The sequence below is a fragment of the Solirubrobacter ginsenosidimutans genome, assembly GCF_027587205.1.
The window spans coordinates 19,018-39,978 of record NZ_JAPDOD010000027.1 but is presented as its reverse complement, the minus strand read 5'-3'; the positions used below and the strand labels follow the sequence as shown (position 1 = coordinate 39,978).

The following is a 20,961-nucleotide window of genomic DNA, read 5'->3' as shown; positions in this document are numbered from 1 at the left end:
TCATGGACGTCGTCGTCTACGACACGACCCTGCGCGATGGGATGCAGGGCGAGGGGATGTCCCTGTCCGTCGAGGAGAAGGTGCGCGTCGCGCGGATCCTCGACGAGCTGGGCGTCCCCATGATCGAGGCGGGCTTCCCGACCTCGAACCCGAAGGAGCTGGAGCTCTTCGAGCGCCTGCGCGAGGCGGGGCTGAACGCCGACGTCTGCGCCTTCGGGATGACCCGCCGGCGCGGGGTCTCCGCCGAGGAGGACGTCGCGCTCCGGGTCCTCGCCGAGTCGTGGACGCCGGTCTCGACGATCGTCGGCAAGACCTGGAGCCTGCACCTCGAGAAGGTCGTCAAGGTCGGCCGCGACGAGAACCTGGCGATGATCGCCGAGTCCGTCGCGTTCCTGGTCGCTTCGGGCAAGCGCGTGATCTACGACGCCGAGCACTTCTTCGACGGCTATCGGGACGACCCGGCGTACGCCATCGAGTGCCTGCAGGCCGCGCTGGACGCGGGCGCCGAGAACCTGACGATGTGCGACACCAACGGCGCGTCGCTGCCGCACGAGATCGCGTCGGCGGTGCACGTCGTCCGGCGCGCGCTCCCGCACGCCGCGCTAGGTATCCACACCCACAACGACGCCGAGTGCGCGGTCGCCAACTCGCTCGCCGGCATCGCCGAGGGCGCCACGCTCGTCCAGGGCACGATGAACGGCTACGGGGAGCGCTGCGGCAACGCGAACCTGATCTCGATCATCCCCAACCTGCAGCTGAAGATGGGCATGCGCTGCCTGCCATCGCTGGAGGGGCTGACCGAGGCGTCGCACCTGGTCGCCGAGATGCTCAACCTCTCGCCGGACGCCAACCAGGCGTACGTGGGCAAGAACGCGTTCGCGCACAAGGGCGGGATGCACGTCGCGGGCGTCAACGCCGACCCGCTGACGTTCGAGCACATCGATCCGTCCGTGGTCGGCAACGCGCGCGAGGTGCTGGTGTCAGAGCTCTCCGGCAAGGGCACGGTGATCGCCCACGCGGGCGGGGACCTGGACGACGCGACCGCCGCGCGGGTCGTCGAGAAGGTCAAGGAGCTCGAGCACCGCGGCTTCCAGTTCGAGGCCGCCGACGGCTCCTTCGAGCTGCTGATCCGGCGCGAGACCGGGGAGTACCAGCCGCTGTTCAAGCTCGAGTCCTGGCGGGTGATCGCCGAGAAGCGCGCCGACGGGCGGGTGGAGACCGAGGCGACGGTGAAGCTGTGGGTCGGCTCGCAGCGCTTCGTGCGCACCGCCGAGGGCAACGGCCCCGTCCATGCGCTCGACCGCGCGCTGCGCGCCGCGATCGGCGAGCGGCTCCCGCACCTGCGCGACATCAAGCTCGTCAACTACAAGGTCCGCATCCTGGACGAGTGGAAGGCGACCGGCGCGACCACGCGTGTGTTGCTCGACGCGTCGGACGGCACCTCGAGCTGGGGCGCGATCGGCGTGCACGAGAACGTCATCGAGGCGTCGTGGGACGCGCTCGTGGACTCCCTGGAGGCGGGCATGCTGCGGTCGCAGGCGAGCGTCATCAAGTGATCCCGGTCGCCCGCCCCGTGATCGGGGATCTGGAGGAGCAGGCGGTGCTCGAGGTGCTGCGCTCGCGGCACCTCTCGCTCGGCCCGCGGGTCCCGCAGTTCGAGCGCGAGTTCGCCGCCCGCGTGGGCGCGCCGCACGCGTCGGCGGTCTCCTCCGGCACCGCGGCGCTGCACCTCGCGCTGCGGGCGGTGGGTGTGAAGACGGGCGACGAGGTCGTCACGTCGCCGTTCTCGTTCGTGGCGAGCGCGAACTCGATCCTGTTCGAGAACGCGCGCCCGGTGTTCGTCGACATCGACCCGGTGACGTTGAACCTGGACGTCGACGCCGCCGCGGCGGCGATCACGGATCGCACGACGGCGTTGCTGCCGGTGCACATCTTCGGCTACCCCGCCGGCACGCCCGCGCTGGAGCGCCACGGCCTGCCGATCGTCGAGGACGCGTGCGAGGCGCTCGGCGCCGTCCACGCCGACGGGGTGAAGGTGGGCGGGCGCGGCCATCCCGCGGCGTTCGGCTTCTACGCCAACAAGCAGCTCACGACGGGCGAGGGCGGGATGCTCACCTTCGGCTCGCTCGAGCACAAGGTGATCGTCGACTCCGAGCGCAACCAGGGCCGCGCGCCGAACATGGACTGGCTCGACCACGACCGGCTCGGCTTCAACTACCGGCTCACGGACATCGCGTGCGCGCTGGGCCTGGCCCAGTTGCAGCGGCTCGACGACATGCTCGCCGCGCGGGCGCGGGTCGCCGGCTGGTATCGCAGCGCGCTGGCCGGATTCGAGGGCCTGGAGCTGCCGTGCGAGGACTTCGGCGGCGATGTGCGCGGCTGGTTCGTGTTCGTCGTCCAGCTCCCGCGCGGCGCCGACCGCGACGACACGATCCGGGCGCTGTATGAGCGCGGCGTGCAGTCCAAGCCGTACCTGCCCGCGATCCACCTGATGTCCTTCTACCGCGAGCGCTTCGGCTACCGCGACGGGGAGTTCCCCGTGTGCGAGGACGTCGCGGCGCGCTCGATCGCGCTCCCGTTCTTCCCGGAGCTGACGGAGGGACAGGTCGCCGAGGTCGCCGAGGCGCTCGAGAGCGTCCTCTACACGGCCTTGAGGTAGCCGACGAAGCCCGGCCCGCCCAGTGCGCGGGCCGTGCGGTCGTTGGGAGCGCGGCGGATCTCGCGTTCGCCGAAGCCGTAGGCCTCGTAGAGGCGGCGGGCGTCGGCGTTCTGCAGGCCGGTGTCGAGCGCGAGCCGGTCCAGGCCGGCGGTGCGCGCCTGCTCGTGCGCCTCGTCGAGTAGGCGCCTGGCGATGCCCTGCCGGCGCCAGCTCGGGGCGACCGCGAGCGCGTCGACGTAGTAGGCGCCCGGCGGTGGGCTGGGCGCCACGTGGCCCGCCGCTCGCAGGTGGCGGAAGGTCCCGGGCCAGCGCCATGGCGGGAGCTTCGGGAGCGTGAGCCGGATGAAGCGCCGCGAGAGCTCATCGCCCGCCTCGACGGGAAAGCCGGAGACCACGCCGACGAGCTCGGTGTTGACGCAGGCGACCGTGCAGCAGTCGTAGCTGGCGGCGTGGCCGGGCTCGGCGAAGACGGCCTCCAGGAGCGCCAGCGCGCGCCGCGAGCTCCCGGCGTAGGCCGTGTAATAGGGCTTCGCCGACTCGAAGAGCAGCGGGACGCACGGGTCGTCGGGGGCCGCGGGGCGGACGAGCAGATCCATCTTGGTTCATGATGCCGAGTCCGTGTCCCGCTTCAGCCTTCCGCCCGATCCGGTCTTCGTGTCGTTGAACGCGTCGATCGGCTTCGACTGGCGCCTCGCGCCCTACGACGTCGAGCAATCACGCGCCCACGCGACGATGCTCGCCGCGACCGGCATCATCACCGAGACCGACCGCGACGAGCTGCTCGGCGGCCTCGATCGGGTCGCCGCGGAGCTCGACGCCGGCGAGTTCCCGTTCCTCGAGACCGACGAGGACATCCACATGGCCGTCGAGCGACGGCTGACGGAGATCGTCGGCCCAGTCGGCGGCAAGCTGCACACCGCCCGCTCGCGCAACGACCAGGTCGCCACCGACATGGTGATGTTCACCCGCGCGCACGCGCTGCGGGCGATCGAGGCGCTGACGGACCTGCAGACCGTGATCGTGCGCGTCGCCGAGGCGCACCTGGACTGGGCGATGCCCGGTTACACCCACCTCCAGCGCGCGCAGCCGGTCTATCTCTCACACCATCTGCTGGCCTACTTCTGGATGTTCCGGCGCGACGCGGCGCGGTTCGAGGTGGTCCTGGGGTCCACGGCGGAGCTGCCGCTGGGCTCGGGCGCGCTGGCGGGCGTGAACTTCCCGACCGACCGCCGCCTGGTGGCCTCCGAGCTCGGGTTCACGGGCGTGGTCCCGAACTCGATCGACGGCGTCTCCAACCGCGACTTCGTCCTGGACTTCCTCTCGGCCGCCGCCACCTGCGCCACGCATCTCTCGCGTCTGGGCGCGGAGATCGTGATGTGGTCCTCGGAGGAGTTCGGCTTCGCCGAGGTGCGAGACGACTGGGCCTCCAGCTCGTCGATCATGCCGCAGAAGAAGAACCCGGACGCCGCCGAGCTGCTGCGCGCCAAGGCGCCGCGGATCGTCGGGCACCTGGCCGCGCTGCACGGCGTGATGCACGGCCTCCCGCTGACCTACAACAAGGACATGCAGGAGGACAAGGAGCACCTCTTCGACACCGTCGACACGCTGGAGCTGTGCCTGGCGGCGGCGCGCGGGATGCTCGAGAGCATGACCTTCAAGCGCGATCGGCTCGCCGGCGCGGCGACGGACGAGATGCTGGCCGCGGTCGACGTCGCCGACATGCTCGTCAAGCGCGGCATCCCGTTCCGCCAGTCGCACGGCATCGTTGCCGCGCTCGTGCGCACCGCCGTCGAGTCTGGGCGGGTGCTCTCGCAGCTGACGCGCGAGGAGCTCGCCGAGCACTCCGATGTGCTCGATGACGACTTCTACGCGGTGCTATCTCAAGGGTCGTGGCTGGAATCCAAGGAGAGCGAAGGCGGGACGTCGCTGACGCGGGTGCGCGAGCAGCTGGCCCACGCGAAGGCGTCGCTGGACTCGACGTCGTAGACGAGTCGTTTTACGCGCGTCCGGTCTTGGAGGTCGCGCCCGCGCTGTTGGGCTGTGTCGTCGTGCACGGCGACACCGCGGGCGTGATCGTCGAGACCGAGGCCTACCACTTCAGCGAGCCGGCGTGCCATGCGTACGTCGGCCTCACGCCGCGGACCGCCGTGCTCTTCGGGCCGCCCGGCGTCGCCTACGTCTATCGCTCCTACGGGATCCACGCGTTGCTCAACGCCGTGTGCGAGCCCGAGGACGTGGGCGCCGCGGTGCTGATCCGGGCGCTCGAGCCGCTCTCGGGCCTCGAGGTGATGCGACTGCGCCGGGGCGGCGGCGCCGGCCTCTCCAACGGCCCGGGCAAGCTGACGCAGGCGCTCGGGATCGAGTTGACCGAGAACGCCACGTCGCTGATCGACGGGCCGATCCGGATCCTCGCGGGTGAACCGCGCCCGTATGTGACCGGTCCCCGGATCGGCATCACGAAGGCCGCTGAGCTGCCCTGGCGCTTCTGCGCGATCGGCTCGCGCGACGTCTCCCGGCCCTGGCCGCCGGGACTCAACGCCCGCGGGTGACGGGCCGTCAGCCCGTCGTGGCGGCTGCCGTGTCGCCGCCGGCAGGCGGTGCGGTCTGGCCGCCGCCCCCTGTCGTGCCGCCCGGGTCGGTCCCGGGGTTGGCCGGCGGCGGCGTGGCCTGAGGCGGGGGAGTCGCGGCGGGCGGCGTCGTGGCCTGCGGTGTCGGCGTCTGCTGCGGGGTCGTGTTGCCGGTGCCGCCCGTCCCGCCGCCGGTGGCGGGCGGGGCCGTTGTCGACGCGGGAGGCGCGACCGTGGCCGCGGGCGGCGGCGTCCCGCTCCCGTCGCCGCTGGGCGACGGGGTCGGCTCGAGGTCCTTGCCGGTACCGTCGCCGCCGTCCTTCTTGGGCAGCGGGTCGTACTTCAGCAGCGACTCCATGAAGGTCTTCCAGATCCCGGCGGGGAACGTGCCGCCGGCGACCGGTGCGCCCTGGAACTCGGTCTTCATCGGCTTGAACTCGTCGGGATAGCCGACCCAGACCGCGACCGTGTACTCCTTGGTCCAGCCGACGAACCAGGCGTCGCCGTAGTTCTCGGTGGTCCCGGTCTTGCCGGCGATCATCACGCCCGGGATCTGGGCGCGGGTGGCCGAGCCCTTCTTGACGACGCCCTGCAGCAGCTGCCCGACCTCGTTCGCGATCTCGGGCTTGATGACCGTGCGCTTCTTGACCTTGTTGATCATCCGCTCGCCGTCGGGCAACTCGACCAGCTTGGTCTTGTTGTTGCGCAGGCGATCGATGCGCTCGATGCCGACCGGGCCGGGCACCGGGAGCGAATGCTTGCTCTGGCCGGGCGAGAGCGAGCCGTAGATGAGCTTCCCGCCGCTGGCGAAGGTCTCATAGGCGTGCGCCATGTCCAGCGGCGTCACACCGGTGCGCAGACCGCCGAGGGCGATCGCGAGGTTGGTAGACACGGGCGTCCGGATGCCCATCCTCCGGGCGAGCTTGGAGACCTTCTTGGTCCCGACCTTCTTGCCCACCTGCACGAACACCGCGTTGTCGGAGAACGCCGTGGCGTTGGCGAGCGTGGTCACGCCCGCGTAGGCGTCGTCGTAGTTGTTGACCGTGAACCGCTCGCCGCCCTTGAGGGTGTAGGTCAGCTTCTTGGACTCCCAGGTGGAGTTCGGGCTGATCCCCTGTTTCAGCGCCTCCGCGAGCACGAACGGCTTGAACGAGGAGCCGGGTTGTCGCTGGCCCTGTGTGGCGAGGTTGAACGGCGCGACGCCGTAGTTGTCGCCGCCGATCATCGCCCGCACCGCGCCGTCCTTGTTGGAGATCGCGACGAGCGAGGCGCGCGGCCCGGACTTGTTGGGCAGCCAGGCGTCGATCGCCTTCTGCGCCGCGGTCTGCAGCCGCGAGTCGATCGTCGTCTTCACGCGCAGCCCGCCCTCGAACGCGAGCTGGGCGCCCTGCTGCCCGCCGCCGAGGCGGTCGACGACCTGCTGCTTGATCCAGGAGGTGAAGTACGGGTACTCCGTGTCCTCCTTGGGGAAGGTCAGGTCGTCGCGGGTCGGCAGCGGCTCGGCCTTCTCGCTGAGGTAGATGTCGTGCGTCAGGTAGCCCTGCTCGGTCATGCGCAGCAGCACGAGATCGCGCCGGCGCTTGGCCGCGACCGGGTGCTGGGTCGGGTCGAACGCGCTCGGGGAGGCGACCATCGCCGCCAGCAGCGCGGCCTCGTGCGGGAGCAGGACCGAGGCGCACGGCGGATCGTCCTCGCGGCCGCCGCAGCCGTCGTGGTTGTACGCGAAGTAGGTGCGCGCGGCCGACTCGATCCCGTAGGCGCCGTTGCCGAAGTAGATCGAGTTCAGGTAGTTGCGCAGGATCCGCTCCTTGGACCACTTGCGCGTGAGGTGGTACGCGAGCGCGGCCTCGCGGAGCTTCTGGAAGACCGTGCGCTGGTTCTCGGCGGCGAGCGAGATCTTCACGAACTGCTGCGGGATCGTGGAGGCGCCCTGGACCGCCCCGCCGGAGGTGACGTCCTCGACGGCGGCGCGGGCGATGCCGCGCAGGTCGACGCCGCTGTTGGTGTAGAAGCGGCGGTCCTCGATCGCGACGATCGCGTGCTTCATGACCGGCGCGATCTGCGTCTCGGAGAGGTAGATCCGGCGCTCGTTGCCGGTCAGGGTGCCGATCTCACGGCCGCGGGCGTCGACGATCACCGACGGCTGGTGCGCGGGTTCCTCGAGCGGCGGCAGGTCCGACGCGACGGCCATGAACATCCCGAACAGCGCCGAGACGATCGCGAGGATGCCGAGGAAGAAGAAGACCGCGAGGACGCGGAGCTTGCGGACCTTGAAGCGCTTGGGCCGCTTGCGGCGGCGCCAGAAGCGCAGTCTGAAGCGCCTGCTCTCGCGCGTACGCGGGAACTGGAGCACCTCGGCGCCTTCGGCTGAAGCCTCGGCTGGGACGGTGCTCGTTCGCTCGTGATCGCTCATGTGCAGGTGACGACCGACGTCCCTCCGGACAAAGTGTCATTGCCAAGGGTAAGCGTCGAGCGTGAGGGCGGGCGGACCAGGCCTCGCCGGGCGCGGAACTCTAGCATTGGGTCGGATGGAATCACCGGCGCAGTTCCTCGCTCGAAACGCTGTCGCGGTGCGCCCCGAGGGGGCGCTGGAGAAGCGCTTGGCCGAAGGCCGGCCTCTGCGCGTGAAGCTCGGTCTGGACCCGACTGCGCCCGATCTGCATCTCGGGCACACGGTGGTCCTGCAGAAGCTGCGCGAGTTCCAGGATCTCGGCCACACGGTCGTCCTGATCGTGGGGGACTACACGGCGCGGGTGGGTGATCCATCCGGGCGTTCCGCCACTCGGCCGGTGCTCTCGCCCGAGGAGATCGACGAGCACGCGCAGACCTACCTCGCCCAGGCGACCAAGGTGCTGCTCGACGATGAGCGCCTTGAGGTGCGGCGCAACTCCGAGTGGCTGGACATGCCGATGGAGGAGCTCTTCCGCCTGATCCGGCGGGTGACGGTGGCGCAGATGCTCGAGCGCGACGACTTCGCCAAGCGCATGGCCGCGGCAGAGCCCGTCTCCCTGCTGGAGATGCTCTACCCGGTCCTGCAGGGCTATGACTCGGTGGCGATCCGCGCCGACGTCGAGCTCGGGGGGACCGATCAGACCTTCAACCTGTTCATGGGCCGCGCGCTGCAGACGTCGTACGGGCAGCCGCCGCAGGTGGTGCTGACCGTCCCCCTGCTCAACGGGATCGACGGCGAGCGCAAGATGTCGAAGTCCTACGGCAACCACATCGGGATCACCGACCCGCCGGGGGAGATGTACGGCAAGACGCTGCGGTTGCCCGATGCCGAGCTCGAGAACTGGTACGGGCTGCTGCTCGGCGGGTCGGTTCCGGAGGGCGTGGGCCCGCGCGACGCGAAGCGCGCCCTCGCGCGCGCGCTCGTGAGGCGCTTCTGGGGAGAGGACGCGGCAGTCGAGGCCGAGGCCGGCTTCGACCAGATCTTCATCAAGCACGAACTGCCCGACGAGATCGAAGAGGTCGCGCTCGCGGCCAACGGGGGGACCCTGCATCTGCCTGAGGTGATCGTCGCGCTCTTCGGGGGCTCACGGTCGGAGGCCCGGCGCAAGCTGGCCCAGGGGGGCGTGAAGGTCGACGGCGAGCCGCTGCCGGCCGACCCCCTGGACGTGCCGGCGGCGACGCTCGACGGGCGGGTGCTGCAGATGGGCAAGCGCCAGTACCGCCGCGTGCGGATCTCGTAGTTCCCCAAAAAATTTCGCGAGATCCCTTGAGAGCCGGATCCGCGCTGCTACTCTTCCGCGCCGTCGGGCAGGGAGTTGCGCTTCGGAAGCCGCCAGGGACATTGATTCCCAGCGGTGATGCGCTAAGCTTCTACGCCCGCCGGGGTTCGCCCCGGGAGCGGATAGCTCACAGAGGGGCTGCTAAGCTTCTCTAAGCACTGAGCGCAGAAAGCACTGAGGAATCACCTCGGAACTTACGGCGCGGCGGTCTTTGAAAACTCAACAGCATGCACATTCGATGGCTCCTTGCCATCGAAATTGTGTCCAGGTTTCGTGATGCTGGCGGATAAACACTCCTTGGAGTATATCCGACCGGTACAAGGAATCAGAAGTACAGAAGTGCCAGTAGTACCTGAGTAGTAACCCTGTCAATCGCTCGATCCACCTCATGTGTACTGGTGGGTCCTCGAGTAGCGAGTGACGCTCTTTGTGAAGTTCTTCACGGAGAGTTTGATCCTGGCTCAGGACGAACGCTGGCGGCGTGCTTAACACATGCAAGTGGAGCGACGAACCAGGGCTTGCCCTGGGGCAGAGCCGCGAACGGGTGAGTAACACGTGGGTAACCTACCTCGATGACCGGGACAACCCGAGGAAACTCGGGCTAATACCGGATGTGCTCCATCCTCTCAAGGGGATTGAGTAAAGATAGCTTTGGCCTTCGCATCGAGACGGGCCCGCGGCCCATTAGCTTGTTGGTGAGGTAACGGCTCACCAAGGCTGCGATGGGTAGCTGGTCTGAGAGGACGATCAGCCACACTGGGACTGAGACACGGCCCAGACTCCTACGGGAGGCAGCAGTGGGGAATCTTGCGCAATGCGCGAAAGCGTGACGCAGCAACGCCGCGTGGGGGAAGAAGGCCTTCGGGTTGTAAACCCCTTTCAGTTGGGACGAAGCTTCGAGGGTTAATAGCCCTCTGGAGTGACGGTACCTTCAGAAGAAGCCCCGGCTAACTACGTGCCAGCAGCCGCGGTAATACGTAGGGGGCTAGCGTTGTCCGGAATCATTGGGCGTAAAGCGCGTGTAGGCGGTCCGGTAAGTCCGCTGTGAAAGTCGGGGGCTCAACCCTCGGATGCCGGTGGATACTGTCGGGCTTGAGTACGGAAGAGGCGAGTGGAATTCCTGGTGTAGCGGTGAAATGCGCAGATATCAGGAGGAACACCAATTGCGAAGGCAGCTCGCTGGGACGTTACTGACGCTGAGACGCGAAAGCGTGGGGAGCAAACAGGATTAGATACCCTGGTAGTCCACGCTGTAAACGATGGGCACTAGGTGTGGGGGGTGTCGACTCCCTCCGTGCCGAAGCTAACGCATTAAGTGCCCCGCCTGGGGAGTACGGCCGCAAGGCTAAAACTCAAAGGAATTGACGGGGGCCCGCACAAGCAGCGGAGCATGTGGTTTAATTCGACGCAACGCGAAGAACCTTACCTGGGCTTGACATGTTCCTGACCGTCCTGGAAACAGGGCTTCCCTTCGGGGCAGGATCACAGGTGGTGCATGGCTGTCGTCAGCTCGTGTCGTGAGATGTTGGGTTAAGTCCCGCAACGAGCGCAACCCCCGTCGCATGTTGCCAGCATTTAGTTGGGGACTCATGCGAGACTGCCGGTGACAAACCGGAGGAAGGTGGGGATGACGTCAAGTCATCATGCCCCTTATGTCCAGGGCTACACACGTGCTACATTGGCGCGTACAGAGGGCTGCGATACCGCGAGGTGGAGCGAATCCCTTAAAGCGCGTCTCGGTTCGGATTGCAGGCTGAAACCCGCCTGCATGAAGGCGGAGTTGCTAGTAATCGCGGATCAGCATTGCCGCGGTGAATACGTTCCCGGGCCTTGTACACACCGCCCGTCACACCATGGAAGCAAGTAACACCCGAAGCCGGTGGCCTAACCCGCAAGGGAGGGAGCTGTCGAAGGTGGGACTCGTGACTGGGGTGAAGTCGTAACAAGGTAGCCGTACCGGAAGGTGCGGCTGGATCACCTCCTTTCTAGGGAAGCTCCAGGACTTGGAGCGCCGGCGAAGGCCAGGTGGGCATACCGTCCACCTCGAGCTCGACCCGGTACCTAATGTCGACCGAGCCTGGCGCCTGTTTTAGCTTGCTAACGCAGGCGCATGCTGTTGAGTTTTGAGAGACCACGCGTCCCAGTCCGGGACGCGCGCGCCTCTAGCGGACCTTGAAAACTGCACAATCATGCCAACGAAGCACCGCTTTCACGAGCGGTGCGAACGGGTATCACCATCGCGGTCGGCAATTCCTTGTCGACCGCATGATCACCGTCAAGATAGGAAGGGCACACGGTGGATGCCTTGGCACCAGGAGTCGATGAAGGGCGTGAACGGCTGCGATAAGCCGCGGTGAGGCGCTGAATAGCCAGTGACCCGCGGATACCCGAATGGGGAAACCCAGCGCTGTTAATACGGCGTTACCACCCGCTGAATATATAGGCGGGTTGGAGGCAAGCCGGGGAACTGAAACATCTCAGTACCCGGAGGAAAGGAAATCAACCGAGACTCCCCGAGTAGTGGCGAGCGAAAGGGGATCAGCCCAAACCGGGCCGGTGTAAGCGCACACGCGTTGCCGGTTCGGGGTTGTAGGGCCTCTGCCCGAGAAGTGTGTTTCTCGGCGGGAGTTACAAAGCTGGTCGATAGACGAAGCGCGTGGAACCGCGCACCACAGAGGGCAATCGTCCCGTAGTCGAAATCGAGCCAGTCTCCCGATGAGGTACCTGAGTAGGTCCGCTCCCGTGAAACGCGGACTGAATCTGGGGGGACCACCCTCCAAGGCTAAGTACTACCTGGTGACCGATAGCGGACAAGTACCGTGAGGGAAAGGTGAAAAGTACCCCGGAAGGGGAGTGAAATAGTACCTGAAACCGCGTGCCTACAAGCGGTCGGAGCAGGCTTGTCCTGTGACGGCGTGCTTTTTGCATAACGAGCCGGCGAGTTACTCGTCTGCGGCAAGGTTAAGCGATGAGCGGAGCCGAAGCGAAAGCGAGTCCGAATAGGGCGATTTAGTCGTAGGCGGTAGACCCGAAACTGAGCGAGCTACCCATGGGCAGGTTGAAGCAGGGGTAAGACCCTGTGGAGGACCGAACCGACCTAGGTTGAAAACTGGGCGGATGACCTGTGGGTCGGAGTGAAAGGCTAATCAAGCTCAGAGATATCTGGTTCTCTCCGAAATATATTTAGGTATAGCCTCGGATAAAGTCCGTGGCGGCCGTAGAGCACTGTTTGGTCTAGGGGCCCTACCAGGTTACCGAAATCAGGCAAACTCCGAAGACCGCTACGGTTACTCCGGGAGTCAGTTGCTGGGGGATAAACTTCAGCGTCAAGAGGGAAACAGCCCAGACCGACAGCTAAGGTCCCTAAGTTCTAGCTAAGTGGCAAACGATGTCCGAGTGCATAGACAACCAGGAGGTTGGCTTAGAGGCAGCCATCCTTGAAAGAGTGCGTAACAGCTCACTGGTCAAGTGTTCGGGCGCGGATAATGTAACGGGGCTCAAGCTAGACACCGAAGCTTCGGGTTCGACGTAAGTCGAGCGGTAGGAGAGCGTTCCCATGGCAGTGAAGCGGCGGGGGAACCCAGCCGTGGAGCCCTGGGAAGTGAGAATGCCGGCATGAGTAACGAAAGAGGGGTGAGAATCCCCTCCGCCGATTGCCCAAGGATTCCTGAGTAAAGTTCGTCTGCTCAGGGTTAGTCGGGACCTAAGGCGAGGCCGAAAGGCGTAGTCGATGGACAACAGGTTGATATTCCTGTACCACGTCGCACTCATTTGACTGATGGGGGGACGGGGAAGGCTAAGGGAACCCAGGCGATGGTAGTCCTGGGTCAAGCATGTAGGGGTGGCCGATGATAAATGCGCGGCTGCATAACCTGAGGTGCGATGACAGCTGGCTTAAAGCCGGCGAGTCCCTGACGCCATGCCTCCGAGAAAAGCCTCTAGGGAGAGCGCGCGTGCCCGTACCAAAACCGACACAGGTGGGCAAGTAGAGAATACTAAGGTGATCGAGATAACCATCGTTAAGGAACTCGGCAAAATCGCTCCGTAACTTCGGGATAAGGAGCGCCCCAGTAGGGTGAAGCACCTCGCGTGCGGAGCCTGAGAGGGCCGCAGTGAATAGGTTCAACCGACTGTTTACCAAAAACACAGGGCTCTGCTAAGTCGCAAGACGACGTATAGGGTCTGACGCCTGCCCGGTGCCGGAAGGTTACGTGGAGGTGTTAGCCGCAAGGCGAAGCACTGAAACTAAGCCCCGGTAAACGGCGGCGGTAACTATAACCGTCCTAAGGTAGCGAAATTCCTTGTCGGGTAAGTTCCGACCTGCACGAATGGCGTAACGAGTTGAACGCTGTCTCAACGATGGGCTCGGTGAAATTGCAGTCTCGGTGAAGATGCCGAGTACCCGTGGCTAGACGGAAAGACCCCGTGAACCTTTACTACAACCTGGTATTGGAGTGCGGTGCATCTCGCTCAGGATAGGAGGGAGTCTTTGAAGCGCCGGCTGCGGCTGGCGTGGAGACAACCTTGAGATACCTCCCTTGATGTATTGTGCTTCTAACACTGCGCCGTAATCCGGGCAGTGAACAGTGCCAGGCGGGTAGTTTGACTGGGGCGGTCGCCTCCCAAAATGTAACGGAGGCGCGCAAAGGTTCCCTCAGTACGGTTGGAAATCGTACGTAGAGTGCAAAAGCAGTAAGGGAGCTTGACTGTGAGACCGACAGGTCGAGCAGGTGCGAAAGCAGGCTTTAGTGATCCGGCAGTAGCAAGTGGAAGTGCTGTCGCTCAACGGATAAAAGGTACTCCGGGGATAACAGGCTTATCGAGTCCAAGAGTCCACATCGACGACTCGGTTTGGCACCTCGATGTCGGCTCGTCGCATCCTGGGGCTGAAGTAGGTCCCAAGGGTTGGGCTGTTCGCCCATTAAAGCGGTACGCGAGCTGGGTTCAGAACGTCGTGAGACAGTTCGGTCCCTATCTGCCATGGGCGTTGGAGAATTGAAAGGATTCGTCCCTAGTACGAGAGGACCGGGATGAACGCACCTCTGGTGTATCTGTTGTCCTGCCAAGGGCATCGCAGGTTAGCTACGTGCGGACCGGATAACCGCTGAAGGCATCTAAGCGGGAAGCCGACCTTGAGATGAATTCTCCCACCTCCTCGAGAGGGTAAGACCCCTAGTAGACCACTAGGTTGATAGGCCGGATCTGGAAGAGTGGTAACACTCGTAGGAGACCGGTACTAATGGGTCGAGGGCTTGACGGATATTTTTTAGTGGTACCCGTTCGTTGGCGGGTTGTGCAGTTTTGAAGGCCCGCTGAGGCGTGGTCTTGACAAGTTTCCGGTGGCTATTGCACGGGGGAAATACCTCTTCCCATTCCGAACAGAGCAGTCAAGCCCCGTAGCGCCGATGGTACTTGACCTGCAAGGGTCTGGGAGAGTAGGTCGCCGCCGGTCCTTTGAATACGTAGACTTGAGCCGCCCTTGAGGCGGCTCGTCTTCGTTAATGGCCCTTTCGGACGTCACCACCGAGCGTTTGCAGCTCTCGCGCTGGGACGTTGCGCTCCACACGCCGGCGCTCACGCGGCTCAACGCGTGTCCTGTGGCCGTTCGCTATCTCAACGATGGCGTCCCGTACACCGCGCCTGAGTCCGCGGCCCAGTCGCGTCGCTTCGCCGCCCACTGGGAGCAGCACGGCTTCGGCCTCTGGGCCGTCCGCGTTCGCGCAACTGGCGAGGTCATCGGTTTCACGGGGCTCAGTCACCCGCTCTGGTTCCCGCGCGTCGCCCACGAGGTCGAGGTGGGGTGGCGCCTGCACCCGTCGGCCTGGGGCAACGGCTACGCAACGGAGGCCGGGCGGGCGGCGGTCGCTGCGGCGCGAACGTCGCTCGGGTTGTCCCGGCTGATCGCGGTGATCGACCCGGAGAACGTCGCGTCGATCGCGGTCGCGAAGCGGCTGGGGTTCGGCCGTGAGTCCGTCGGCGCACACCCACAGCGCCCGGGCACCATCGAGCTCTACGCTCTCCACCTGGCCGCGACCCCGTAGCCGGCCGCTCGTCGCCGCGATCCGCAGGGTGGCGCTGCGTGGGAGCGCGGCTCGCCTCGCGGTGCGTCGGCCGGGGGTGCCCCGGAAAAGTGTCGGTGGGCGAGAGTTTGACGGGGCACCCCCTGGAGGTGGTGTCGTTAAACCCCAAAGGGGCGGCCAGTGGCCGCCCCTTCGTGCTATTCGCGTGTGTGCGTGTGACTTACTTGACAGTCACAAGCTTCGTCGTCGCCTTGGAGCTCTTGGCGCCCGCCTTGGCCAGAGCGGTGACGGTGACGCGGTACTTGCCCTTGGCCAGTGACGCGGCCGCCGACCACTTGGAGGCCGTCAGCGCCGCGCGGATCGCCTTGCTCGTGCGGGCGCCGCTCACGCGGGCCACCGTGACGGTCACCCCGGCCGCGCACGGTGAGCTCGTGCCGGTCACGGTGAGTCGATGCTTGACCAGCTTCACGGCGCTGATCGCGGCGGAAGCGGTTGCGCACGAGGCAACGGTGGTCGCCGGCGCTTCCGCGACGGCCGGAGCCGACGGGGCGGCGGCAGCGGGAGCGCCCGCGGCGACGAACGGCTCAGGCGTCGGCGTGGCAACGGGCGGCGCGGTGGGGGCGACGTCGGCGAGCTTGTCCGTGTAGACCGTCGGGCCGCTGACGGCCTCCTGGAAGCGGACGTCGGAGAGCTGAATCGACCCGGTAGCCGGCATTCCGGTCCCGCCGAACTTGACCGCGAAGTTGCGGACGTTGGCGAGGTCGACGCCTTGGGCGGCGAAGTCGCTCAGCGGAACCCGGATCTCGTTGAGTACCTCGTGGACTCGGGTGGTGGTCGAGCCGGTCGTCTGGTGCAGTGCGGTGCCGTAGCGCGGGGAGGCGGCGGCGACCGAACCGACCTTCCCGTTCTTGTCGGTCAGCTCGATCGTGAAGTTCTGGGTCGTCAGACCCGGATTCCAGATCGCGTCGGTGCCGCGGGTGGGGTTGCGCGGGTCGAAGAAGTTGACCACGGCGCCCAGCGCGAGGGTCTTGAAGCCGGTCACGTTGCCCGAGGCGGCGGGGATGCGCGTGCCGATCGAGGCCGGCTGATCCCAGGCGAGCGCGAGCTGCAGCCCGTAGGAGTGGTTGACCGGGGCGTTCTCACGTGTGCCGCTCTGGCCGCCGAGCGCGCCGGCGGCAGGGAGCGGGCAGCCCTTGACCGCGGTCGGGAGACCGCTGACGCCGACCTGCGACGGCGCGAACTGCGTCGGCTCCGGATTGCACCAGTCGAACCCGCCCGGCGTCGTCGCCGGAACCGGGGTGATGCCGCCCGTTGCCAGATAGGGGTTCGAGAATCCGGACCCGGTGATCGAGGTGCCGAGCGCGCTCACCTCGAGCGGGTTGTCGGTCTCGGGCCGGAGCACGTCGCGGCGCTCGGCGGGGGCGGCGAAGTAGCTGGTCATCAGCCGGTCGAAGCACGGGATGCGCGCGCCGGACGCTGAGGTCGGGCAGGCGGACGCGGGGAGCTGCGGCGTCGTCCCGTCGGCGCTGATCTCGCCCGTCATGTAGGGGTCGAATGCGACGTCGCCGCCGACGTACCGGCGGAAGAACGCCGACATCATCGCCAGACCGACCTTCTCCTGGTCACCCATCAGCGCGGGATCGCCCGACCCGCGGGTGGTGAGGTCATACGCGCCGCCCGAAAGCCGGATGTTGTTCGGTTGACTCGTGCCGCACGCGACGTCGGTGCCGGTCGCGTCATCGCCGTCGGCGAACCAGACGGTGTTGAACCAGTTGTGGTTGGCGCCGAGGACCGAGACCTGGACGCGCGGGAACGGATCGTTGGGCTGGATGTACTGGCTGCGCTCGAACAGCCGGGCGCCCTGGAGGTTCGTGACGTCGCCCTCGCAATAGCCGAACATCGTCATGTACGGCATCCCATACGGCGCGCGCCGCTCGTAGTCGGTCGGAGCGAGCGCGATCACGCCGCGGAGGTTGTACTTGCGGCCAGGCGCGGGACGAGTGCGGTTGTAGTCGATGAAACTCGAGACGGCGTCGCCGCCACGCGAGTGACCCATCAGACCGACGCGCGAGAAGTCGAGCTTGCCGACGAGCGCCGCGCCGAGGGTGTTGTCGGCCGTGACCGGCACCGCGGCCTGGTTGGCCGCGTACAGCGAGTCCAGGGCGGCGGCCATGAGCAGGCGGCGCTGATGCATGCCCTTGCCCTGGTTGCCGTCCTGGTAGTAGATGAGCTGGTCCTGGTCGAGCGACATGACCGTGTAGCCCCACGTCGCCAGGTTCTCGCCGAGGTAGGCGTAGCCGCGGTCGTTGCGCTTGAACGCGGTGCAGTTCGGCGCGGAGCCGGAGTCGCAGCTGCCGTGGTTGCCGTGCACGAGCAGGATCACCGGCGAGCCGGTGGCCCGGTTGGCCGGGTAGTAGATCGAGCCGCGGACCTGGACCGTCGCGGCCGCGGACGCGCCGGTCGGTGCTCCGCCGGCGGCGTTGGGCTCCTGCAGGTTCGCGGTTCCCATGAGGATGGGGTCCACCGTGGTGGCCGTGTAAGGCCCTCGAGCCAACGGGTCCGGCGGTGCGGCAAGCGCCGCGGCAGGCGCGAATAGGACCAGCGCAAGCGCTATGGCGAGGACTCTCAGTGGGGCAGGGGTCACCGGTTCTCCGTGCGATCGGTTCATATGTGCGTCCGTGCTCGCACGGCGACAACCGTGCGCGGCGAGGCGGCGAGATCGTACGTTCCACCGCTTCGGCATTTGTTGGACCGGCGGTAGAAAGGTGAGGGGTCAACGACCGACCGAATCCACATAACACCCTCACTGTCCGAACACGTACATTGCGGCCGCTCCGCCACGCGGGCGGCAGCCACTGATGGCTTCCCTCGCGTCGGCCTCCTCTCGAAAAAGGTCCCATCGTTCACATGAACTCCGTCCCAGCGCTCCGCGCCGTGGTGACCGCCGCGGTGGTCGCGGCGCTTGCCCCGTCAACCGCGTTCGCGTCGACCTGGACGGTCGACGACGACAAGGCGGATTGCCCGAACGCCCGCTTCACCACGATTCAGGCGGCGGTCGATCAGGCGGCACCGTGGGACACGGTCGTCATCTGCGCGGGCACCTACCTCGAGCAGTCGACGCCCTACAGCGGCAACAACTCGCCGAGCCAGGCAGGCTCCAAGAACGGTCTGACGATCGCCAAGCCGCTCACGCTCAAGGGCGCGGGCGCCTCGAAGGTGACGATCAAGCCTGCCCCGGCCGTCGGGACCACGCTCGCCGGGACCGCGCCGTACCTGCGCGACGGCGGCGGCAACGTCGTCACGATCTCGCGCCAGTCGCTCGGCGCGACCGACGACAACGAGAACTTCGTCGACATCTCGGGCGTGACGATCGAGTCCGGTGATGTCGCCGCCGAGGCCGGTGTCGCCTTCTTCAACACCTCCGGCAAGATCTCCAACAGCGTCATCGGCACGATCAAGCCCGCCGGCCCGTACGGCTACGGCCTGATCATGACCAACTCGCTGCAGGGTGCCGAGGCCGGCGCGCGCCGCCAGGTCACGCTCGACAAGAGCGTCCTGACGACCGGTGGCGTCTTCTTCGACGACGCCCGTGGTGCCGACGGCGCCGCGACCACCACGGCCCGCTCGGGCATGGTCGCCTACGGCAACCTGCTCGGTTCCCGTGTCGCCGGCCCGGTCACCTACACGTACGGCGCGCGCGGCACGATCTCCGGCAGCGAGCTCTCGGGCCCGCTGACGCTGACCGACGCCGAGCTCGGCCCTGACCCGTCGAACCCGGCCGTCCGCGCGTTCTCGGTGTCCGGCTCTTCGCTCGCCAGCCTGGCCAACACCGGCGCCGGCACCGCACTGGCGGCCGGCAACTGGTGGGGCGCGACGGGTCCCACCACGACCGGTCCGGTCGATGCGGGCACGCCCCTCGCCGCCGCTCCGGCCGCGCTGAGCGTGCCGGCCCCGACGCTCGACGCGCTGCCGACGGGCTCGATCGTCGACCCGTTCGGCCCGACCGTCGTCCAGTACGGCGAGACGATCTACCCGGTCGTCGTCGCCTCCGACGACTTCGGCGTGAAGTCGGTGTCACTGACCGCGAACGGCGCGCCGGTCGCGACCGTCGGCCACACGCCCTACGAGTTCACCTGGTCGCCCGCGTACGGTGACATCGGCGACATCGTCACGCTGGCGGCGACGATCACCGACTCCTCCGGGCAGAAGAGCGTCGTCTCGACCGAGGTCACGATCCCGGCGATCACGACGAGCACGCCCGGCACGGTCAACGGCAGCGTCCCGGCGACCCTCGCCCTGACGATCGGCCCGCCTGCGTCCTTCGGACCCTTCACCCCGGGTATCGCGAAGACCTACTCGGCGACGACCGCCGCCAACGTGGTCTCGACCGCCGGCGACGCCCTGCTCAGCGTCGTCGACCCGAGCGCGACCGCACCCGGTCACCTGGTCAACGGCACCTTCGTCCTCCCGTCGGCCCTCCAGGCCCGCGCCCGCAATGCGGCCAACACCGGCACCGCGTTCAACACCGTCAGCGGCACCCCGCTGAACCTGCTCGCCTGGTCGGCACCGGTCTCCAACGACGCCATCACGCTCGAGTTCGCCCAGCCGGTCGCGGCCAACGACGCGCTCCGCACCGGCACGTACTCGAAGACCCTGACCTACACGCTGTCGACCACGACACCGTAACCACGCTTGCTTGCACCGTCGCCGCTGCCGGCGGCGGCGGTGCGAGCGGGGCCGTGGCGGATGAGGGCCGCCGCGGCGACAGACCCCGCGCAACACCACCGAACCAACCCACGCAGGGGTCCGCGTGGCGAGGGTCGTGCGCGGGGCGAGCAGGACCACGCGATAAGAGGGATCGCGTGAGGTAACGAGCCGCGAGCGGGAGTCCGCGGCAGACGGGGTCGCGCGGTTAGAGAGGCCGCGCGACACCCCCGACCATCGAACGTCAACTTATCCGTGTAGAGCCCGATGAACTTGACGTTCGACGCGCATGGTGGCGCCGGCGGGACGATTTCGCCCGCGGTCCATCCGGCACGTGCGCGAGGCGGCGCGCACCGAAGAACCCGCCTCGTCGCCGGGTGTCATGCCGCGCTGCCGCGACGCCGCGCGGTCGTTCGCTGTGCCGGGTCGTTGTCCGCTGTGCCGGGTCGTTGTCCGCCGCGCCGCCGTGCGCCGCGCCGCGTCCCACGCGGCGCTCGTGCGTACATCGGTCCGCGGCGGCCTCGCGCTCGGCGCCACAACGCACTCGAGCCGCGCAGGACCGCCGCGGCTCGAGAGGATGGGGAAACTTCCGCGGCCCGGCCGGATCGATCAGACCTCCCAGTGCTGATCGCCGGCGGGCGCGGTGTGTTCAGGGTCTGCTGGCCGGGCGATGAACCGGCGTGGTGCAGACCTGGGGCCGGGGCGCAACCATCCCAGTGCGGCGCCGGCGGCGACGATGGTCGAGTTGCCGGCGGTGCGGGTGAACGGCGGTGGGGGCGGGCGGCGGCGTGCGATGTGCCGGCGCGGAGGCCTCACCCAGCGTTACGAACTCCAGGGCCGTATCCATGGCCCCGCGCACCATCGCTCGAAGCGAGCGTTTGTTCTGTCGGCTGTCGGTCATCGAAGGGAACATGTGTTCGTAAGACTACGGTCGCCGTCGGACGGAAAACAACGCAACGTCCGGGATCCCGATGTCGCAAATCGCGGAATTCGCGGCGTGAAGCCAAAACGCCCACGACCACCTGCAACCGATCTTGCACGGCGTCCCGAATCGGCTGTGCGCATGGTCCGCCTGCGGGTCGTGGCGCCGCGGGACCGTCTACGCGATGCCGCGCGAGACGCCGTCGGCGATCGACGCGAGCCGGGTCGAGAACGCGTCCACGAGGCCCGACGGCGACCTCGTGATGTGCGACGTCTCACCCGAGGACGCGAGTGTGATCGTCTCCGACCCGTCGGCCGGAGAGGCCGGCGCGTGGGCGATCGCGGCGCCGTGATCTAGG

Annotated in this window: 11 protein-coding genes and 3 rRNA genes; 11 read left to right on the top strand and 3 right to left on the bottom strand. The window is 67.1% G+C overall.

What is annotated here, in order from left to right; genetic code table 11:
- Positions 1–2: 2 nt before the first annotated feature.
- Both cimA and OM076_RS25730 read left to right on the top strand, forming a co-directional pair.
- Positions 3–1,556 carry a citramalate synthase gene (gene cimA, locus OM076_RS25735; protein ID WP_270042963.1) on the top strand — a complete coding sequence of 518 codons (1,554 nt, stop codon included), beginning with the start codon at positions 3–5 and terminating at the stop codon, positions 1,554–1,556.
- Positions 1,553–2,659: a DegT/DnrJ/EryC1/StrS family aminotransferase gene (locus tag OM076_RS25730; protein WP_270042962.1), complete on the top strand. Its 1,107-nt coding sequence runs from the start codon at positions 1,553–1,555 to the stop codon at positions 2,657–2,659. Before cimA ends, OM076_RS25730 begins: the two co-directional genes overlap by 4 nt.
- Here the strand turns inward: OM076_RS25730 and OM076_RS25725 are convergent.
- Positions 2,641–3,255 (bottom strand): GNAT family N-acetyltransferase, encoded by a 615-nt coding sequence (locus tag OM076_RS25725; protein ID WP_270042961.1) that lies wholly within the window; start codon positions 3,253–3,255, stop codon positions 2,641–2,643. The two genes, OM076_RS25730 and OM076_RS25725, sit on opposite strands and share 19 nt — an antisense overlap.
- A gap of 22 nt (positions 3,256–3,277) precedes the next feature.
- On the opposite strand from OM076_RS25725, the gene argH reads away from it, so the two are divergent.
- The gene (argH, locus tag OM076_RS25720; RefSeq protein ID WP_270042960.1) at positions 3,278–4,645 is read left to right on the top strand and encodes an argininosuccinate lyase; all 1,368 of its coding nucleotides are present in this window, start codon (positions 3,278–3,280) and stop codon (positions 4,643–4,645) included.
- Positions 4,549–5,208 (top strand): DNA-3-methyladenine glycosylase, encoded by a 660-nt coding sequence (locus OM076_RS25715; protein ID WP_270042959.1) that lies wholly within the window; start codon positions 4,549–4,551, stop codon positions 5,206–5,208. The genes argH and OM076_RS25715 overlap by 97 nt, the downstream gene beginning before the upstream one ends.
- A 7-nt stretch (positions 5,209–5,215) precedes the next feature.
- Here the strand turns inward: OM076_RS25715 and OM076_RS25710 are convergent, their stop codons facing one another.
- A complete protein-coding gene (locus OM076_RS25710) occupies positions 5,216–7,639 on the bottom strand; it encodes a transglycosylase domain-containing protein (protein ID WP_270042958.1) in 2,424 nt (807 codons plus the stop codon).
- A gap of 115 nt (positions 7,640–7,754) precedes the next feature.
- On the opposite strand from OM076_RS25710, the gene tyrS reads away from it, so the two are divergent.
- The 5 genes from tyrS (at position 7,755) to OM076_RS25685 (ending at position 14,998) form a co-directional block, all read left to right on the top strand.
- Entirely contained in the window at positions 7,755–8,918 is a 1,164-nt protein-coding gene (gene tyrS, locus OM076_RS25705) for a tyrosine--tRNA ligase (protein ID WP_270042957.1), read from the top strand.
- Between the two features lie 477 nt (positions 8,919–9,395).
- Positions 9,396–10,942 (top strand): 16S ribosomal RNA (locus tag OM076_RS25700).
- A 288-nt stretch (positions 10,943–11,230) separates the two neighbouring features.
- A 23S ribosomal RNA gene (locus tag OM076_RS25695) occupies positions 11,231–14,217 on the top strand.
- Positions 14,218–14,292: 75 nt separating this feature from the next.
- Positions 14,293–14,409: ribosomal RNA gene (gene rrf / locus OM076_RS25690) — 5S ribosomal RNA — on the top strand.
- Together the 16S, 23S and 5S rRNA genes form the textbook arrangement of a ribosomal RNA operon.
- A 49-nt stretch (positions 14,410–14,458) precedes the next feature.
- A complete protein-coding gene (locus OM076_RS25685) occupies positions 14,459–14,998 on the top strand; it encodes a GNAT family N-acetyltransferase (RefSeq protein ID WP_270042956.1) in 540 nt (179 codons plus the stop codon).
- Between the two features lie 199 nt (positions 14,999–15,197).
- Here OM076_RS25685 and OM076_RS25680 read toward each other — a convergent pair whose 3' ends face one another.
- Positions 15,198–17,501 carry an alpha/beta hydrolase gene (locus OM076_RS25680; protein ID WP_270042955.1) on the bottom strand — a complete coding sequence of 768 codons (2,304 nt, stop codon included), beginning with the start codon at positions 17,499–17,501 and terminating at the stop codon, positions 15,198–15,200.
- Between the two features lie 383 nt (positions 17,502–17,884).
- On the opposite strand from OM076_RS25680, the gene OM076_RS25675 reads away from it, so the two are divergent.
- On the top strand, positions 17,885–19,663 hold the full coding sequence (locus OM076_RS25675) for an Ig-like domain-containing protein (protein ID WP_270042954.1): 1,779 nt from the start codon (positions 17,885–17,887) through the stop codon (positions 19,661–19,663).
- Positions 19,664–20,787: 1,124 nt separating this feature from the next.
- Positions 20,788–20,955: a hypothetical protein gene (locus OM076_RS25670; RefSeq protein WP_270042953.1), complete on the top strand. Its 168-nt coding sequence runs from the start codon at positions 20,788–20,790 to the stop codon at positions 20,953–20,955.
- The last annotated feature ends 6 nt before the right edge of the window (positions 20,956–20,961 follow it).